Below are 18,967 nucleotides of genomic sequence, written 5' to 3' on the forward strand. Positions count from 1 at the left end.
GCTCCCGAAAGAAAACACTTGATTTGGATTAATAACTCTCATAAGATAATATAATTTTACATACTGTTTTTAAAACAAAATAAAATCTGCATATGAAAATAATCTGTATAGGAAGAAATTACAGCGAACACGCAAAAGAACTGGGAAATGCCATTCCTGACAAACCGGTAATTTTTATGAAGCCTGATACAGCGGTTTTAAAAGGAAATGATTTTTATATCCCGGAATTTTCAAACGATGTACATTACGAACTGGAAGTAGTCGTAAAAATATCAAAAGGAGGAAAATACATCCAAAAAGAAACTGCTCACAAGCATTATGAAGAAATTGGTCTGGGTATAGATTTTACAGCGAGAGATTTGCAGAGCGACTTAAAATCTAAAGGGCTTCCGTGGGAACTGGCGAAAGGCTTTGATGGTTCTGCAGTGGTAGGAAATTTCTTTAAAAAAGATAATTATGATCTACAGAATCTCAATTTTTCTCTTTTGAAAAATAAAGAGAAAGTGCAGAACGGTAATACCAAAAACATGATGTTTGCGATTGATGACATTATTGCCTTCGTTTCGCAGTATTTTACTCTCAGGGTAGGTGATCTTATTTTCACGGGAACTCCTGAAGGTGTAGGAAAAGTCTCTGAAAACGATATTCTTGAAGCCTATCTGGAAGATGAAAAAACTTTGGATATAAGAATTTTATAACCTGTAAAATTTCTTTTTTGGCCGTTTTTTTGTTATCTTTAAAGGAACAAAATTACAAATCAAAGATTATGATAAATATTGTATTACCTGTAGATTTTGGTGACAAAACCGATCAGCTTATTGACGGAGCTGTAAAATTTGCTAAAGAAGTAAATGGTAAAATCTGCCTTATTCATGTAGCTCCTACCGATATCGGCTTTGCAATTGGCGACATGGGATATCAGTATTTTCCGGAAATTGAGGAAAATGAAATCCGTGAAGAACTGGTGCTTCTTAATAAATTAAACCAAAGAATTCTGGCTCAGAATGTTGATTGTGAGCATATTCTGAAACAAGGTATTGCAAAAGATATTATTCTGGAATATGCTGAAATGAAAAACGCACATTATATTGTGATGGGATCTCACGGCAGAAGCGGAATTTACGATGTTTTTGTAGGAAGTCTTACCAAAGGTTTGACCAAGAGTTCAAAAATACCGGTGTTGGTGCTTCCTATCCACGACTGAAACTGAAGAGAATAATAAAAGCCGCATAAAAAAGACCGATCAAAGAAATATTGACCGGTCTTTTTCTATATAACCAATTAATTAACCTTCGTTTTTAAAGATCTTAGGATCGTAATAAGGATGCTTTCCTTCTGTTGGAGAATAATATTCTTTGTCTTTGTCGCCTCCAAGCGTTACCACAAGCACATAACACCAGTATGTAAAAAGCACACAGCATACGATGAATAAAATCCAGTTTAGTACATTTCCAAAAGTATCGAAAAAACCGAAAGACCATTTGAAAACTCTGCTTAAGAATAGAAAGAAAGACGTCATTTTTTCCTTTTTTAATTTAACTTTGCACAAATTTATAAAAAATGTTTAGATTACTTTCAAAAGAAAGCAATATTTTTTCAATTCCTGTTTATATTGGGTTTCTTCTTTTAATCGTAATACTATTTAACATATTGAATTTCAATACTTCCGAAGCTGTTATTGCCGGAATTACTTTTATTGGAATTGCTTTGGGATATTTCTGTTTCAATGCTATAAAACTGAATTACCAGACACATCTTCCTCTTTTCCTGTACACATTTTTCGTTTTCGGACTTTATGATGGCAGTCTGGATCTGGGAATTGCCGTTGCGCTGCTTACCAATTCTTTTATTTTGCTTCTTCTAACCAGTACAGACGAAGATATAAGAAAAAAATCATACGTTTTGGTAGGATCTATTGTTGCGCTCAATTTTGTTTTTCTTCCTACAACCTGGCCAATGATGTTTTTTGTACTCATTCACCTCATCGTAACCTCTGAAAGAGTGGGATTAAATATTTTCAGATTTTTACTCGGAATCATCCTGATTGCGCTGAGCTATTTTTCGGTGATGTTTTTTCTTCATTTTAATGAATGGAATAACGCTTATATACCATTTGGAAAAATGAAAATGGTAACAGATTATACAGAATTATTTCCTCTAATTCCTATTCTGCTGATGCTGATTTTCTCCGTATATGACCACTTTAAACATTATAACAGCAAAAGCCCCGTAAGCAGATACAAATATACATTTCTTCTGGTGTTTTCGCTTGCACAGCTTATCAGCATTATTTTATATATGAACAAGAGCTATGAGTACCTGTTGCTTCTTGCTTTTCCAGCAACGATTATCCTGAGCAGAATGATGAGATTTCTGCCAAAATACTGGATGCAGGAAGGCTGTCTGTGGCTTACCATTGTTTGCTTAATTGCCTTTAAGGCTGTAAATCATTTTAACAACTTATTTTAAATTTAAAATTATGATTCAAATAGACGATAAATTAATTTCTGAAGATATTTTTGCTGAAGAATTTGTGTGTAATCTTACCAAATGCAAAGGAGCCTGCTGTGTAGAAGGTGATGTTGGAGCCCCTTTGGATAAAGATGAGCTGATAATTCTTGATAACATTTATGACAAAATAAAACCATATCTGACAGAAGCCGGAATTCAGGCTTTGGACGAACAGGGAACATGGACAACAGATCCTTCGGACGGAATGTACGTAACCCCGATGATTGAGGGAGCTGAATGTGCTTATGTAACCTTTGATAAGAACGGAATTACCAAATGCGGAATTGAAAAAGCTTACGAAGACGGCGCTGTTGACTGGCAAAAGCCGATTTCCTGTCATCTTTATCCGATAAGAGTTACCGAATACTCTACCTTCACCGCTTTGAATTATCATGAATGGCCGATTTGCAGCGATGCCTGCACTTTAGGAAAAGAGCTTCAGGTTCCGGTATACAAGTTTCTTAAAAATCCGATTACCCGAAAGTACGGAGAAGATTTTTACAATACGCTGAGCGATGTTGCTGAAGAATGGAAAAAGGAATATGGAGGATGATCAGAAACATTTTGAAGATGTAGAGAAATCCTCAAAATCAAAATAGAAAATTTTAAAAAGGCTGTTTTCAATTGTGATACAGCCTTTTTAAATTAAAGTTCTTTTATTCTTTCAATTTTATCTGAAGCTGCCAATCCGTTGGGATTGCATCCCGGCTCTCCTTCAGGTACCTTCAGGTTTTTCTCGGTATAAAATTTTTCCCAAAACAAATTGGTTTCACCTGTTTTAGGATCAATAAAAGTCATAGGTTCGAGCTTGAAAACATGATCTTTCCTGAATGATCTTTCCACAAAGTCTGAGCAGTAAAAGGAATTTTCATCTAAAATATAATTGAAGTTATAAGGTTTCCCAAGCATAGAATTGGCAGCCTCAATAGCATCAGGAATACTTCTTTGAAATTGCGGCTTTAATCGGTAAAGGATCACTTTCTGTCCGTCATTTTTCTGATCAGCTAAAAACGCTGTCAGTTTTTGCTTTTGCGAACCTCCTTGCGGTGCCGCATGAAGAACAAAAATATCACCTTTGTCTTTTTGTACAATTCCGATGTGATCGAAAGAAGCATTTTCGGATTTTTGCGTCACATTGTTGATTGCACCCGAAAGTCCGCTGTCTTTTGCTGTTACGAAAAGAAGGTCGCCATTCTTTAATCCTGATTTTACCGAATTTTTGCATCCGGCAAAAAGAATCAATAAACAGAAAAGAAAAAAAATGCTAAATATTTTATTTTTTATAATTGGCTTCATACAAACTGATCCATTCATCAACAGTCATTTTTTTACTTAATTCGGCGATTAGTTCAAAAGGAATTTCATCCATTTTTTTGAACCGTATGCAGGATTTGCCCATATCTAATTTTCTTTTAGAGTGTTTCGGAAACTCTTCCGTAAACCAGTTTAAAAGTTCTGGTTTTGCATACATTCCCATGTGATAAACCGCAATAAAATTCTTCTGTGAAGCTACCGAAATAAAAGGAAGCGGGGACCCGGGAGTGCAATGATAACCTGCAGGATATTTTTCTAAAGGAACGCCCCATCCGATCATGCCGTAACTGATATTTTCTTCAAAACCTTCCGGTAAATGATTTTTGATTGTATCAAAAAGCTTTTTAAAAACTTCCTGTCTTTCTTCAGGCAGCTTCGATACATAATCTTCTATAGATGTAGATGAAATTTGCATTGCTGTTTTTTTTTCAAAATAACGAAAATTCGTTTAGATATTATTCTTTGTCAAGTTTAAATATAAAAAATTCCTTTCTTATAAGGAAAGGAATTTTGAAGTTGTTAGAAGCCTCCTGAATCACCGAACGTAAATGTTGCGGAAATTCCGGCGCGTATCGTGGAAAGCGGAAACGCTGTTGATATTTTGTATCTTGAGGTCATCTGTTCATAGAAAAGTCTTAAATTCAGGTTTTCAGAAACATTATAATCTGCTGAAAGCTTAATATTCATCAACCTCTGTCCTCCTGTAACCTGAGAATCATTCAACAGAATATTCATAATACTTGTTCGGCTGTCTCTTAACGAAATATCACCACGGATGTTGAGGTCAGACCCTTTCGCTCTTGCACCTCGCTGATTATTGGTGCCCAATCTGAAATTTCTCACAATATATCCAAGTCTTACAACATATTCTGTGTTGGAATCTTCAGTAAGTGTCTGATTGACCAAACCAAGGATCAATGATCTTATTTTGTTATACTGCACCCCAAACTGCATATTGTTTCTCATGGTAACATCTACGCCGATAAGCGGTGAAAATGCTTCAGTATAACCTACCTGTGCAAAGGTATAAGGGTTGATGAAATTATTGTTTACATCTCGCTGAGAACTATTGACATCATTAATGCTGTTGAAATAATCAATATTTGACTGAATACCAGTTGCAGTATACGTTGCACTGTAGCTGTGAAGAATATCAAACTTACTAAACTGTCCGTTGATGATTGGAATATTTCTTAATCCCGAATAAATAATTCTCCAGTTCGGAATCGGAAGCCCTGCTTTTTTAGGATTTCCTATTCTTTCGGGACTCTTGCCTTCTACTGCAGCACGGAAAGCCGGAATCAAGACATAAGCATTGGAAATGTCGTGTCCGTCTGTAAATCCGTTCTGATTAAGATTTCCTCCCAGCTGTTGCGAAATAATCTGAGCGTTGTCTCTTAATGCCTGATAAAGATAAGTACTTTCTTTAAAGGATGAATTTAAAAGAACTACCGTATTGGAATATGCCACCATATCACTTGCGAAAGTGAGATTAGGATTAGGATTGCCAAAATCATCTCTGTAGTTGAATCCTGTATGCGAGAAATTCCTATTGTAGGTACTCAGTACATTAAAGTCTATTCTAAAATCATTGATTGGGGACACCTGTAAATCTGCCCGAAGTTCACGGGTGGATAATTTTACGTAAGGATCAATCATAAAAGGAGAATCGCTTACCCAGCCTCTTTCCATTACCAGTCTTCTGATGTCTGCCTGCGAACCAAAAAGAAAACCAATAGACGGACCTCCTAAAGTCTGACCATACCCGTATCCGTTTGGCGCAGAAAGCAATCCCGGAATTACACTTCCGTTATTTTCGTTATAATTCACATTCAGCTGCTTCATGGAAGTTAGAAGATAAGCAGCGCTTTGAAAGAGGGAAAGTTTATTTTTGAACTTATATTTTTTATAAGCATATCTGTTTTTCTCCCACGCCTGCGTATAAGCATTATTCAACGAATCCTGTTCCTGCTTTCTTTTTTGCAGTGTTGTTGATATTTTTTTGAAATAACTAAACTGACCAAAAAACTTCGGAATATCTGCAGAAGCATTTGCCGAAATAATATTGGTATTCTGACCTATTGACCCCAAACTGCCTTCCGGGCTCGTAAGAAGTGCAGTAGATCTGGCGTTCCAGTTATACGTAAATCCGTATCCTATCTCAGCATCAATAAAATCTAAATAAGGAAGATGTTGGAATGGTAATCTGTAATTAAGCTGAACATTATGTTTGTATAAAACTGGTCTCCCTGCTCTGAAAATATTGCCAAATATGGATGAATTATCCATTGTATTAACGTCTATATGATCATTAAGCGTTCTTGTAGCAGAGTTGATTTCCATTTTTAAGGATTTAGTAAAATTAAATCCTAATCCATACTGCCATCCGAAGAAGAAATTTCTGTTTTTTAATGCTGCAAAATCATCATTAAGGTTTCCACTGAGAATAGCATCAATATTTCTGAACTCAAGTTCATTATAATTTCTGTCTAATTCTGTACGGAAAGATAATCTTGTAGGAATTGGATTGAAATTGAACTCCTTAATCCATCTCAGATATTTGGTAGATTTTGCCGTATCACTGATCATTTTGTTGAATGGCTTCACTACCCACGGTTTGAAGGTGTAGTTATAATCCAGATAACCTCTCAGATACTGTCGGTAGTTTTTCTTCGTATAAATATCACGATAATGGTCATCGTTATAAACAGTTGTTAAAGAAAGGTTTTCAACGTCATAAAATTTCGGCTTACTGTCTGGCTTTACCCTTTCTTTATGCATATTAACGACCCCGATGCTTCTTTGCTGAGTATATGTTCTTGCAACTTTTTTCAGCTCTTCCCTGTTAGCAGCTTTGCTGAATTCCACATCGGTATCCAAAGGATTATACTTAGGATCTTCAATAGTTTGTGAATAAGAATAGTTAACCGGAATTTTCATTCCTGTTTTTTCGGGTAAGAATTTATCTACATTGACTGCTGTATTGATGCTAAACGCAGACTGTGTAGTCTGATTTCGTTCGGCAGGCTTAGAATCAATATTACCAAATCCAACAGAGGTATAGGAAGCACTGGTGTTGACTGTTGCAAAATCTCCAAGATTAAAGTTTAAACTTGCATTTCCTGCATAACCGCCATCGTTTTCAATCTCAGAAAGACGGATTTCGTTGACCCAAAGTACAACATTATTAGCTCTACCATCAGTACCACCACCTTTATTTCTAACTCCAATCATTATTGTAGTAATATTTCCTAAAGACGGTCTACCTTTTATGAAAATACGTTTATTGTTGTCTCCAAAACTCATATCCTCTCTTCTTTGAATAATTCCTGTAGGAAAATCACGATCCCTTCTTATTTTGGCATCAACAAAATCTTGAATATCAAAATCAACGTCATTTTCTATAGGCCAAATCTCTAAAGGAGTCGTTGCAGTATTAGCAGTAAACTTTAGCGAAGATTCATATTCGTAATAATTATCTGTTGCATCGCTACCAAATCTTATGAAAAACTTTGTATTAGGATCGTAATTTGATCTTTCGGGATTATCAATATTTTGTGCATGTACAAACAATTTAAGCTTTTTATATCTTCTCATATCCAAAGTGGTATTTTTGAACACTCCCTTTGCCTGATTTAATATATTTGTTGCTTTTAAATATAATGATGACTCATTTTGTCTTTGCACCCCTGCATTGCCGCTCAAAACCTGTCTGTCAATTCCCGGAGGAAGTACATAAGGTGGTTGGTTGAAGGCATTTTCTTCAATATTTACACTTCCCACTTCAAGTTCGGCAGTAGATGCACCGGCAATACCTTCTTGCTCGGATGTTACAGAGGGACTCGCAATTTGGTTAGTATACCTTCTCCAGTCAGATCTTATCAAATCCATTGTACCAAACCTCAATGTTGAAGTCTGATCAAAACCAGTAAGTAACATTCTTGCAAAACGAACATTGTTAAGAATAGATGGACTTTTTTCTCCTTCTGCATCAGCTTCAGCATATTTAGATACAGGAATCCTGAATAAATACCATTTTACATCATCCGTAGCACCGTTTTGAAATGTTGCCTGAACAGTCTTAACATCAACAATATTATTTTGTCCCAGTACCAAATTCGCAGGATCCAATTTTACAACATACTCGTTGTAGCTTTCACTCTGGTCGAGATTATAATCTTTATTAATATCTTCTGCATCCGGGGTCTGTGTTGCCACTTCCAAAGAATTGCTTCTTGAGTTTCCTTCCGGTCCTCTGAAATATTTGTATCGCTGAATTACCGAAGATGATTGATTACCTGTAAACTGATCTGACATGTAAAATACAAAATCATCCAATGCCGGATCAGAAAGATTGGTTACCGGATTTATAAATGTGTTTCCGAATCTTGCTGCTTCCTGTTCTGAGCTTAACCCGTCATAACCTAAATCCTGAGCGGTTCTGTCTGCTCCTTCTGTAGAAAATGCATACAAAATAGGCGGCTGCTTTGGCTGTACTCCCCAATTTGAAGAACTCGTGCTGGAAGGATTTCCTGCCGTTGGCAAACCATTTTCGTACTGCATTAATCCATCTTTCAAAACATCTTCCGAAACATTTCCTAAATGAAGCAGTAATCTTGGATTCGCACCCAATGTATTACCGTCAGCATAAGGATCCATCATCCAGAATTCTACGTATTCAATATTGGAATTAATGAAATTGGAAACACTTATAGGCCTCATAATTCCCGCCCATCGCTGAGCTGTACTTTCTGTATTTGGATTGGCATTATAAGGTCCTTTTTCCTGCGGATAATAAGAAATATCAAACGTATTGGTAAAAGTCTGTTCACCAGCAACAAAATCTCTGTTGTTGAAAATCTCAGAAAACTGCACACGTCTTGAAGCGTGATTAGAAACCGACTGCGGGGTAATTCCCTGCGGTGGTCTTCCTCCTACTCCCCAAAATCTCGGATCTATATTATACCATGACAGCAAACCTCTTCCGTATCCGTTGGTAAGATTGTCATTGGCTCCTGCTCCAGCAAAAATAGGATTTGCCTGATTCTTTTCAGGTTTTGAAGCTAAACTCCATGCTGTAGGTTCTTTTAAAGAAATTTTTGATGTTGTTTGTTCAAAATCATCAATATAAGACTGATTGTTCGTTCCTTTATTCAATCCAGGAATAAGATAGGCACCTTCCATCTTGAAATTCAGGTTGGATGGAGCTTCAGTATTGATTCCGGGAATTTTATCGGTAAGCCTCGTCAGGAATGGCAGCTGATTGTTATACATCATATTGATTCCTGCCATTGTATTGTTTACAGCTTCCTGACCATAATTTACTTTTTGAGTAAGCGGAGATTCTGAGTAATTGACCACCGTTCCGCCAAAGATAAAGTTTTCACTTACCCTTCTTTCTAAATTTAATCCTAAAAATCTTTTTCTCTGTGTATTAAACGTCAGCTGATTTTCCAGTGAAATATTGATTGCCTGACCTGACTGTTTTACTGTTTCATTGATAATATTTACCGTTCCCAGCATATAATCTACGGTATAATCTATTCCTTCTGTAAGCTGCACGCCGTTTGCAGAAACTTTCACAGAACCTTGAGGTACATTTACTGCACCAAGCGAAATACCCTGTCCCTGTGCTCCTTTATAACGACCTTCAATAGTATATCGCTGCGCAAGATTACTTTGGCTTGCCACCTGCTTCTGCTGATTATATAAATCTGCAAATACATATTGCGGATTATTGCCAACTAAACCTGCCATGTACGAACCGAAAGGCTGAACTTTGGTAAACATCACTCTTCCCTGTGACTGGCGAATCGTAATACCTTCTACAAAATCAAAAACCCCATCTCCTAAAACTCCATTATTGCTTTGCAAATCGCCATTGACGTTGAGACGATCCCAGTTTAGAAGCTTTAGTAAATTGGTTTCCTGAACCGGAGTATTTGGTAAATAATTAACCTTACCTCCTGTTTGAGGATCACGGTAAAAAACATTTAAAATAAATCCGTCACGGTCAACCTGTACAGCATCTAAAGAATAAAAGTTTTTCATCATCAAATCCCACATCGGAGATTCAACGTTGATTTTATTGTTAGGTCTCAATAATTTGGTAACCAAGACCGGACTTTCTTCTGAAAACTCACCTACTTTGTACACCTGATTGGTTCCGTTTACTGTAAATGAATAAGAAACTGCTAAAAGCTGGTTCTCATTAAGTCTTTGGTTAAGAGAAATATATCCTAACTGCGGATGAAACGTAAACTCATTAGCATCAAGCCTTCTTGCTTTAGTATTGAAGACAAAATGCTCTCCGTTATCATAAGGCTGTGCACTTCCCGGAAAGGTCTGTCCCTGAAAATTCGGTAGATAATTTTTGCCCTGTTCTCTTGGAGTTCCAATAGCAGAGTTCACCTGTTGGTATAATCCATTCTGGGAATTATCCGGTAAGCCGGAGGCACCTTCTCCCAAATCTCTGATTCCTATGATACTTTTCTGATAGGCAAGATTAGAATTTCCCTGATCCAAAACCCAAACTTCCATTCTGGAAATATTAATTCTTGAATTGATCTGCGGATAATTGAGTAAAGCATTATCATAATTATTCAGAAAATACTGTCCGATGAAAAAGTGCTGGTTTTCTTCATAATCCAAAGCATTGATCTTGAAAGTACTCATTGTACCTCCTCCCTGTACTACAATATTTCTTGCTTCACCCTGTTGCTGGGAAAGTACTACTGTTCCGAAAGTTTTACCAAGCTGAAATTCGGATTTAATCCCGAACAAAGATTCCGAACCCCGGATTAAGCTGGTTGCAAGAGGCATATTGACGTTACCGAACTCAATTCTTTTAATAATTTTATCTTCTCCGCCCGCATTGGGTTTATTGACATCTCCCAAACCTTTTGTCTGAAGATCTTTCCATGTTCCTTTAGACTGCCAAACAAGATTCATCCGGTTTTCAAATGCAAAACCGCTCTGCGTATCATAATTGGCTTTTAACTGTAAGTTTTCTCCCACCTTCCCGAGTAAACCCAGCTGAATTCTCTGGTCAATGTCAAACGTAAAGCTTGTCCTGTTTTGGGGCAGAATCATTGGGTTATCAATCTTCTGATACAATCCTCCAAAATCAAATGAAGCGTATCCCGAAGGAATAATTTCAATCTTATTGCTTCCGAAAATAGATTCAAAAAGTTTATTATTGATCGTAAGTGACGGGATTAAACCTTTTTTTGCCGCATCAGATTTGTCTTTTCTGAACATCAGATTATAGCGGTCAGATTTATCTTTATAAAATGCTCTGGATTGCTCTGCAAGCATAAATTCTTTGTATTCTTCCGGTGACATAGCAGTAGGCGGACCCGTTACCGTATTCCCAACCTTTGGATATACGTAATACATCCCGGTTTTGATGTCATAGTAAGCTTCGTAATAAGTAGGGTCTGTCACTTCGTAGTTTTTCCGGATAGAAAAACCCTGTTGGTTTGGTTCCTGTCCCAATAGATCTACAGAATAAAATAAAAGAGACAAGAATATATATATGCTGAGAAATTTATTATTTTTCACCAAGAATTTAAATATTTTTTAAAATTTGTTTCACCAATTCTTCCACAGAAATTTCCGGATCTTGCTTTAAAATACGATCTGCAATTTTCTCACTGGCTCTTTTAGGAATACCTAAAACTTCTAAAGCAGATAACGACTCATCCTTGATTTTATTATTTGCCACCGAAGAAATATTGTCCTCTGCATTGCTGAATTTCTGCACTTTATCTTTCAGATCAACAATGATTCTCTCTGCTGTTTTTGCACCTATTCCTTTGGCTTTCTGAATAACTGCGCTGTTTCCGGAAAGGATTGCCGTCGCAATTTCGTGAAGACTTAAAGTTGAAAGCAATATTAAAGCTGACACCGCTCCTACTCCGTTTACGCTGATCAAAAGATTGAACATTTCTTTTTCAGCTTGTGAATGAAAACCGAAAAGCAAGTGTGCATCTTCACGGATGATTTGCTGGATAAAAAGGAAAGTTTCTTTATGTAAAGTCAGTTTTTGTGAAGTCATCAGGCTGATTCCTGCATAGTAGCCAACCCCATTTACGTTGATTACTGCATAGGTAGGAGTAAGCTCCTGTACGATGCCCTGTAAAGAAAATATCATTATCTATTTTTATAACTCCCAAATATAGTAATTTAAACTAAGTTATAGATTCATTTAAAACAAGAATAGTATTTAACTTTTTTTTAAACAACTCCTTCAACAAAAGAGCACAAAAACATTAAACTCCGAAAACTGTTTTAAAATAAATTTAACAAGTGTAAAATCAGGAAAAAACCGGAAAATAAAAATGCGTATGATTTATTAAAACATACGCATTTTATTTATAATTAAAAGAAACTATTTTTTCGCTTCTCTTCTCTGAGCATCTAACACAGCAACCGTAGCAAGATTCACAATCTCATCTACGCTTGAGCGCATCTGAAGAACGTGAACCGGCTGTTTTAGTCCCATCAGGATAGGTCCGATCACCTGAGCAACTTTCATTCCTCTGATGATTTTATAGGAAAGATTGGCAGATTCCAGATTCGGGAAAATAAAGGTATTTGCCGGAGTGGTTCCAAGCTTTGAAAACGGATAATCGCTGAGGTGATCTGCATTCATCGCAAAGTCAGGCTGAATTTCACCATCAACAACCATTTTCGGATATTTTTCATGAAGGATATTTACCGCTTTTGCCACTTTTTTGGAAGTTTCGGAAATCGCTGCAAAGTTTTCAAATCCCAACATCGCAATTCTTGGTTCAATAGCAAAAGATTTCACCGTAAACTCAGCCATTTTAGCAATATTCACCAGATCTTCCGCAGTAGGATTCTGATTGATAGAAGTATCTGCAAAGAAAATCGGCTTCTTTTCAGATAAGATCATCATCATGGCAGCCACCTTATCAACTCCTTTGTCTTTTTCGATGACCTCAAGTACAGGGCGCAAAACGGAAGTATAGTTTTTGGAAAATCCGATAATCAATCCGTCGGTATCACCATGTTTCAGCATCAAAGGTCCAAAATAATCTCTCTGACGAACATATCTTTTCGCTTTATATTCGTTCATTCCTTTTCTCTGACGAAGTTTCCAAAGGGTTTCTCTGTACTTTTTGCGGTTTTCTTTCTGATCATCATCACTCGGATCTACAATCGGCAAATCAAGCTGAATCCCGAAACGCTCCATCTGTTCTTTAATATATTTTTTGTCTCCTAACAGAATAGGATGCGCAATTCCTTCTTCATACAAAATCTGGGCTGCTTTCAGCACATTATATTCTTCCGCATTTCCTAAAGTGATTCTTTTCGGATTGGCTTTAGCGCGGTTTTGCATCATTCTTACCAGTTTTTCGTCTCTTCCCATTCTGTCGAGAAGCTGGTTTTCATATTCATTAAAATCCGCAATCGTCTTTCTTGCAATACCGCTTTCGATAGCTGCTTTTGCCACTGCACAAGAAACTTTGGTAATCAAACGGTTATCAAATGGTTTCGGAATAAAATATTCTCTTCCAAACTGAAGACTTTTTAAATTATAAGCTAAAATAACAGCTTCAGGAACAGGTTCTTTTGCCAAATCTGCAATCGCATGAACGGCTGCCAGTTTCATTTCTTCATTGATGCCCTTTGCCTGAACATCCAAAGCTCCGCGGAAAATATAAGGGAAACCCAAAACATTGTTGACCTGATTAGGAAAGTCGCTTCGTCCTGTTGCCATAATCACGTCTTTTCTGGTAGCAATAGCCAAATCATAAGCAATTTCCGGATCCGGATTTGCCAATGCAAAAACGATAGGATTTTCATTCATGCTGCTCAGCATTTCTGCCGTCATAACATTTCCTTTAGAAAGTCCGACAAAAACATCAGAACCCTTTAAAGCATCTTCCAGCGTATCAATATCGGTATTGGCAACGAAGTCTATTTTCTCCGGAGTAAGGTTTTCTCTTTTGTGATTGATCACTCCTTTGCTGTCACACATCAGGATGTTTTCTCTCTTTAGACCTAAAGAAATATATAGATTGGTACAAGCTATTGCCGCAGCTCCTGCTCCGTTAACTACCATTTTTACGTCTTCAATTTTTTTGTTGGCAATCTGAAGAGAATTGATCAGGGCGGCTGCAGAAATAATTGCCGTTCCGTGCTGATCATCATGCATTAAAGGGATATCAAGCTCTTCTTTAAGTTTCTGCTCAATATAAAAAGCCTCCGGAGCTTTGATATCTTCCAGATTGATTCCGCCGAAAGTAGGAGCAATTCCTTTAACAATCTGAATAAATTTCTCAGGATCTTTCTCATTAATCTCAATATCAAAAACATTGATGTCGGCAAAAATTTTAAACAAAAGTCCCTTTCCTTCCATTACCGGTTTTGAAGCTTCGGCTCCAATGTCTCCCAAACCAAGAACTGCTGTTCCGTTTGAAATTACGGCTACCAAATTTCCTTTTCCTGTATAATCATACACCGTTTCAGGCTTATCATGAATTTCCATACATGGTACCGCAACACCCGGAGAATAAGCCAGTGATAAATCTCTTTGGGAAGAGTGTGGCTTTGAAGGGATAACTTCTATTTTTCCTTTGGGCTCCGCTTTATGATAATCTAACGCTGCCTGATTGAATTTTGCTTCGTCACGATTGGTTTTGCTTGACATAAATTTTTTCTTTTTTTTAAAGTATATATTTAATGTGGTAATTCACGAGACTTTCGATGGGTTTCTGAACGATATGCCCCACATTGAGATTGAGTTCTGATGCAGCAGAACGTAAAATATTTTCATAATAATAAGCGATGGAGCCGATAAAGTTGATTTCGGCATTTTGTGATTCTTCGTAAGGAAGTACCTGATAATCAAAGAAATTTTTCATCTCTTCCGAAACCATCCGGCTGAAATACGGATGCTCTTTTCTTTCAACCACAAATTTATTAAAATCAGCCAAATATGCATTGGGTCTGGAACTGTGATACATATTTTTGAGTGCTTCTTCAATTGTTAAACGATAAGTATTTTCAAACTCCGCATGAAGATCCTGCGGTAGTTTCTGCATGAAAAATCTTCTGACGAGCTGCTTTCCTATTGCACTTCCGCTGCCTTCATCGCCCATAAGAAAACCGAGCGAAGGAAGCTTTATCTTTACTTTTTCACCGTCAAAAAAACAAGAATTGGAACCCGTTCCCAAAATACAGACAATTGCAGGCTTACCATTGTACGCTGCATACGCCGCAGCAGTAAGATCTTCTTTTACAACAATATCTTCTGCTTTGTAAAAGAATTTTTTGAGCTCTCTTTCTATAGTTGCGCAATTTTCTGCTACACCACAACCCGATCCGTAGAAAAAAACTTTGGTAATAGAATTTTTTACAGAACTCAGATTGATGTTTTTTTCAATCTCGGGTACAATAAGTTCTGCTGCAATATTATTAGGATTGAAGCCTATGGTTTCTGTTTTAAGAAAAATTTTATTGAAATCATCTAAAATTACCCAATCGCATTTGGTAGAGCCTCCATCAACAATAGCAACCATATTTCTGTTTTTTTAAGAGGGCTAAATTATGAATTTATCTTTAATTAAACCCTACAAACAGACTCTGCAAATATATTTATGATTAACTTCAGCTTTTTACTTCATGATCATGATGACCAAATTGAATGAGCCAGTCTTCTATCTCTTCTTCCAGATAAGAAGTCTGCAAATGAATGGCTTCTAAAAAATCATCAGGAACAGAACTGCTGTCTGAGTTTTCTAAATTCCAGAGATCATCAGACATATTTTCATATTCGGAATATACCCTTTTAAAACGTGAATTTTCCTTTCCAAGAGCTTCAATATTTTTTTGGTGAAGCTGAAATTTTCTGTATTTGTTTTGAGATTTCATACAAAGATTGATTATTGTGTTGTGTGAAAAATTATGAAAATATTTCTCAATCATTCATTACAAGATAGAAAGACCATCAACAGAAAAAGTTGAAAATGAATTTTTTATCAGGTTTAGTTTCCTCAGTTCTGAAAATTAAAATTAGAAATTATTTTCATTCTAAAAAAAAAATTAACAAGTTTTTTCACTGTTTAACATATAGTTATAAATTTGCGTATTATAAAAAACAATGAGAGCATTACTTCTGCGCCAAAAACAGGTGTTTTTATTTATTGTTGCCGGCGGACTGAGTGCGGTAGTAGAAATTGGAAGCTTCAAACTTTTCAGTATTTACCTTCCACAAATGCTTGCTCAGGAGCAGAATTTTCATGGCATACACTATCCTTTAAGCAATATCCTGTCTACAACATGCGGAATTTTATTCAACTATTTTCTGAGTATATGGTTTGTTTTTGAGAGGGGAAAACACTCTAAAAAAAGAGAGTTTTTATATTTTATGGTAGTATCTTTTATTTCCACAATTTTAAGCTTAAGCTTTTTCCAGGTATTTTACAGCTATATTTTCAAAGATAATATCAATTTAATTTTTTATACCTTGAGTCCGGAAATGATCAGTAAAATTGCAGCAATTTTGCTGGTTTCTATTCTTAATTATTCGGTGAAGAAAAAAATAATATTTAACGGCTGATTTGTGACTAAAATTTTAAATTACCTCTGGAGAGGATGGCTTTTCATTCTTGCATTTGTACTGACGATTATTCTGGGAATACCGGTTTATCTGCTGTCGTTTAATAAAAAGAATTACAAATATGCTTATCAGCTCATCAGATTATGGTGTTTCGGTATGTTTTTCGGAATGGGACTCCGATATGAGCTCATTAACCTTACCGATAAAAAAATTGATAAGAACAAACAGTACGTTGTGATCTCCAACCATACCTCTATTATGGACATTATGTTGCCATGCATTCTGTTTCCCAATCATCCGCTTTGCTACGTTGGCAAAAAAGAGCTGGTAAAAATTCCGATTTTCGGAACTATCTACAAAAGAATCTGTGTAATGGTAGACAGAAGCAGTGCAAGAAGCCGCGCCGACGTCTACAGAAGGTGCGCCGAAAAAATGGAAGAAGGAAACAGCATTGTTATTTTTCCTGAAGGCGGTGTTCCTGACGACACATCAATTGTTTTGGACGATTTTAAAGACGGAGCTTTTACATTATCATATAAACATCATTCTCCGATTGCCGTTTTTACTTTTATTGGCTTGAAAGAAATGTTCCCTTTTGATAATTCAAAAGGCTACCCAGGGAAGGTAAAAGTATACTTTAATGACATTCTTGAACCAGCAGATTCACCGAAAGACTTAAAATTGTCAGCTTTTGAGACAATAAAAAAAACATTGGCAGAACACAGTTAATCAAAGAAAAAAATTATATTTGTTATGAAATTTATAATAGTATATGTCTAAAACAACTCAACCAACTAATTACCCAGCTCTTTACACATTAATTTTGGTGTTTTTCTTCTGGGGTTTTATTGCTGCAGGAAACAGTATTTTTATTCCGTTTTGTAAAAATTATTTTTCTCTCGACCAATTTCAGTCGCAGCTCATTGACTTTGCTTTTTACACAGCATATTTTCTTGGTGCGTTATTACTTTTTATTTTTAGTACAATAAAAGGAATAGACATAATCGGAAAATGGGGATACAAGAAAAGTATCGTTTATGGTCTCTTACTTTCCGCCATAGGAGCAGCAATTATGATTATTGCTGTTAAAAGCAATGTATATTACGGAATGCTGATCGGTTTGTTTGTAGTAGCACTTGGCTTCTCTATCCAGCAGACTGCCGCAAACCCTTTTGCCGTTTTGTTGGGAGATCCAAAAACAGGAACCAGTCGTCAAAACCTTGCCGGAGGTGTGAACTCTTTCGGAACCTCTATAGGACCAATTATTGTTGGTTTGGCTCTTTTCGGAACCACAGCTACCGTAGATGATGATCAGATTAAACATTTAGCATTAGATAAAGTTATTTTGCTGTATACTGCTGTCGGAGCCTTATTTCTAATTGCTGCTGGAATTTTTCATTTTTCTAAAAAACTGCCTGCAGGAATTTCTACCGAACCAATGGAAAAAGCAGGAAAAGCAAGAGTAAACCTCATTGTGATGACTATTCTTGTTATTATTTGCTTCATCCCTGTTTTTGCAAGCTATAATTCTGATGCCGCTAAAAAAATTGTAACTTTTAATGATGAAATAACCGTTTTAGACAACAGCAAAAAAACTGAGACTAATGCCGTTGTAATAGAAAATATTCAGAAAGATATTGATGCTAAAAAGGCAGAGCTGCAGGAAATAAAACATCCTTTAGAAAAAACAAGAATGTATTATTTGGGAGCTGCTTTACTATCAGTAGTTCTTTGTCTGGTATACGCCAATACAAGCTCGAAGAAAAACCCTGAAGGATGGGGAGCAATGAAATATCCTCAACTAGTTTTGGGTATGCTTGCCATTCTTGCTTACGTAGGTGTAGAAGTTGCTATTGGAAGTAATCTGGGGGAATTATTAAGTCTACCGGAATTTGGCGGACATCAGTCCTCAGATCTCGCTCCGTATATTTCGATGTATTGGGGGAGTTTAATGATCGGAAGATGGACGGGTGCTATTACCGTTTTCAACCTAAACAAGCAGCAGCAAATGCTTGCGACAATCATTGTACCTTTTATTGCATTTTTAGTAATTATCGGAATCAATGTAATTGCACAAAAGGATATGTCTAATCTTTATTTCTATGCGATCTGTATTGTCATTCAGGTAATTTTATTCCTTGTCAGCAAAAACAAACCTGCGCTTACACTGATTATTTTCGGTCTTTTTGGAGTAATTGCCATGATTGTAGGTTTAATGACAACAGGAAATTTTGCCATTTATGCTTTCTTATCCGGAGGATTAGCCTGTAGTATTATGTGGCCGTCAATTTTCACGCTAGCCATTACCGGTTTAGGAAAATATACTGCTCAAGGATCTGCATTTTTAGTTATGATGATTTTAGGTGGTGGAATCATTCCTCCGCTTCAGGGAAAACTTTCCGATATTATAGGAATTCACAGCTCATATATCATTCCTGTAATCTGTTTTGCTTATATTACTCTATTTGCTTATCTTGCAAAGCAAACCCTTAGCAGACAGGGAATTGATGTTGACGTTTTAGAATCTGAAGGTGCACACTAAGAATACAA

Annotated in this window: 15 protein-coding genes; 7 read left to right on the forward strand and 8 right to left on the reverse strand. The window is 36.4% G+C overall.

Translation table 11 applies throughout. The annotated features are described in order from the left end of the window. The first annotated feature begins 92 nt into the window (after positions 1 to 92). Positions 93 to 698 carry a fumarylacetoacetate hydrolase family protein gene (locus FNE73_RS11330; RefSeq protein ID WP_143884719.1) on the forward strand — a complete coding sequence of 202 codons (606 nt, stop codon included), beginning with the start codon at positions 93 to 95 and terminating at the stop codon, positions 696 to 698. Positions 699 to 766: 68 nt separating this feature from the next. Further along, complete coding sequence (locus tag FNE73_RS11335) at positions 767 to 1,204, forward strand: universal stress protein (protein WP_143884720.1); 438 nt, start codon at positions 767 to 769, stop codon at positions 1,202 to 1,204. A gap of 81 nt (positions 1,205 to 1,285) precedes the next feature. Here the strand turns inward: FNE73_RS11335 and FNE73_RS11340 are convergent, their stop codons facing one another. Then, complete coding sequence (locus tag FNE73_RS11340; protein WP_143884721.1) at positions 1,286 to 1,519, reverse strand: DUF6341 family protein; 234 nt, start codon at positions 1,517 to 1,519, stop codon at positions 1,286 to 1,288. A 41-nt stretch (positions 1,520 to 1,560) separates the two neighbouring features. On the opposite strand from FNE73_RS11340, the gene FNE73_RS11345 reads away from it, so the two are divergent. Beyond that, positions 1,561 to 2,469, forward strand: coding sequence for a DUF6427 family protein (locus tag FNE73_RS11345; protein WP_143884722.1), 909 nt, complete (start codon positions 1,561 to 1,563; stop codon positions 2,467 to 2,469). A 10-nt stretch (positions 2,470 to 2,479) separates the two neighbouring features. Then, complete coding sequence (locus tag FNE73_RS11350) at positions 2,480 to 3,064, forward strand: DUF3109 family protein (protein ID WP_143884723.1); 585 nt, start codon at positions 2,480 to 2,482, stop codon at positions 3,062 to 3,064. 92 nt (positions 3,065 to 3,156) lie between these two features. On the opposite strand, the gene FNE73_RS11355 is transcribed toward FNE73_RS11350, so the two are convergent. The 7 genes from FNE73_RS11355 to FNE73_RS11385 all read right to left on the reverse strand — a co-directional run bounded on the left by FNE73_RS11355 (position 3,157) and on the right by FNE73_RS11385 (position 15,729). Next, complete coding sequence (locus tag FNE73_RS11355) at positions 3,157 to 3,807, reverse strand: YiiX/YebB-like N1pC/P60 family cysteine hydrolase (protein ID WP_228430060.1); 651 nt, start codon at positions 3,805 to 3,807, stop codon at positions 3,157 to 3,159. Further along, positions 3,785 to 4,240, reverse strand: a complete 456-nt coding sequence (locus FNE73_RS11360) for a DUF1801 domain-containing protein (RefSeq protein ID WP_143884725.1) — start codon at positions 4,238 to 4,240, stop codon at positions 3,785 to 3,787. Before FNE73_RS11360 ends, FNE73_RS11355 begins: the two co-directional genes overlap by 23 nt. Before the next feature lie 104 nt (positions 4,241 to 4,344). Further along, a complete protein-coding gene (gene sov, locus FNE73_RS11365; RefSeq protein WP_143884726.1) occupies positions 4,345 to 11,388 on the reverse strand; it encodes a T9SS outer membrane translocon Sov/SprA in 7,044 nt (2,347 codons plus the stop codon). Between the two features lie 7 nt (positions 11,389 to 11,395). Then, positions 11,396 to 11,980, reverse strand: coding sequence for a Holliday junction branch migration protein RuvA (gene ruvA / locus FNE73_RS11370; RefSeq protein WP_143884727.1), 585 nt, complete (start codon positions 11,978 to 11,980; stop codon positions 11,396 to 11,398). Positions 11,981 to 12,217: 237 nt separating this feature from the next. Beyond that, entirely contained in the window at positions 12,218 to 14,506 is a 2,289-nt protein-coding gene (locus FNE73_RS11375) for an NADP-dependent malic enzyme (protein WP_143884728.1), read from the reverse strand. 16 nt (positions 14,507 to 14,522) lie between these two features. After that, on the reverse strand, positions 14,523 to 15,377 hold the full coding sequence (locus FNE73_RS11380) for a BadF/BadG/BcrA/BcrD ATPase family protein (protein WP_143884729.1): 855 nt from the start codon (positions 15,375 to 15,377) through the stop codon (positions 14,523 to 14,525). 88 nt (positions 15,378 to 15,465) lie between these two features. Continuing rightward, positions 15,466 to 15,729, reverse strand: coding sequence for a hypothetical protein (locus FNE73_RS11385; RefSeq protein WP_143884730.1), 264 nt, complete (start codon positions 15,727 to 15,729; stop codon positions 15,466 to 15,468). Between the two features lie 229 nt (positions 15,730 to 15,958). On the opposite strand from FNE73_RS11385, the gene FNE73_RS11390 reads away from it, so the two are divergent. Genes FNE73_RS11390 through FNE73_RS11400 form a run of 3 tightly spaced genes read left to right on the forward strand, consistent with a single transcriptional unit; the run spans position 15,959 to position 18,959 of the window. Further along, positions 15,959 to 16,417: a GtrA family protein gene (locus FNE73_RS11390; protein WP_143884731.1), complete on the forward strand. Its 459-nt coding sequence runs from the start codon at positions 15,959 to 15,961 to the stop codon at positions 16,415 to 16,417. A 3-nt stretch (positions 16,418 to 16,420) separates the two neighbouring features. Beyond that, positions 16,421 to 17,146 (forward strand): lysophospholipid acyltransferase family protein, encoded by a 726-nt coding sequence (locus FNE73_RS11395; RefSeq protein WP_143884732.1) that lies wholly within the window; start codon positions 16,421 to 16,423, stop codon positions 17,144 to 17,146. Positions 17,147 to 17,189: 43 nt separating this feature from the next. Continuing rightward, positions 17,190 to 18,959, forward strand: a complete 1,770-nt coding sequence (locus FNE73_RS11400) for an MFS transporter (RefSeq protein ID WP_143884733.1) — start codon at positions 17,190 to 17,192, stop codon at positions 18,957 to 18,959. Positions 18,960 to 18,967 lie beyond the last annotated feature (8 nt).

It is taken from the genome of Chryseobacterium binzhouense, from assembly GCF_007474545.1.
Classification (GTDB): Bacteria; Bacteroidota; Bacteroidia; order Flavobacteriales; family Weeksellaceae; genus Chryseobacterium; species Chryseobacterium binzhouense.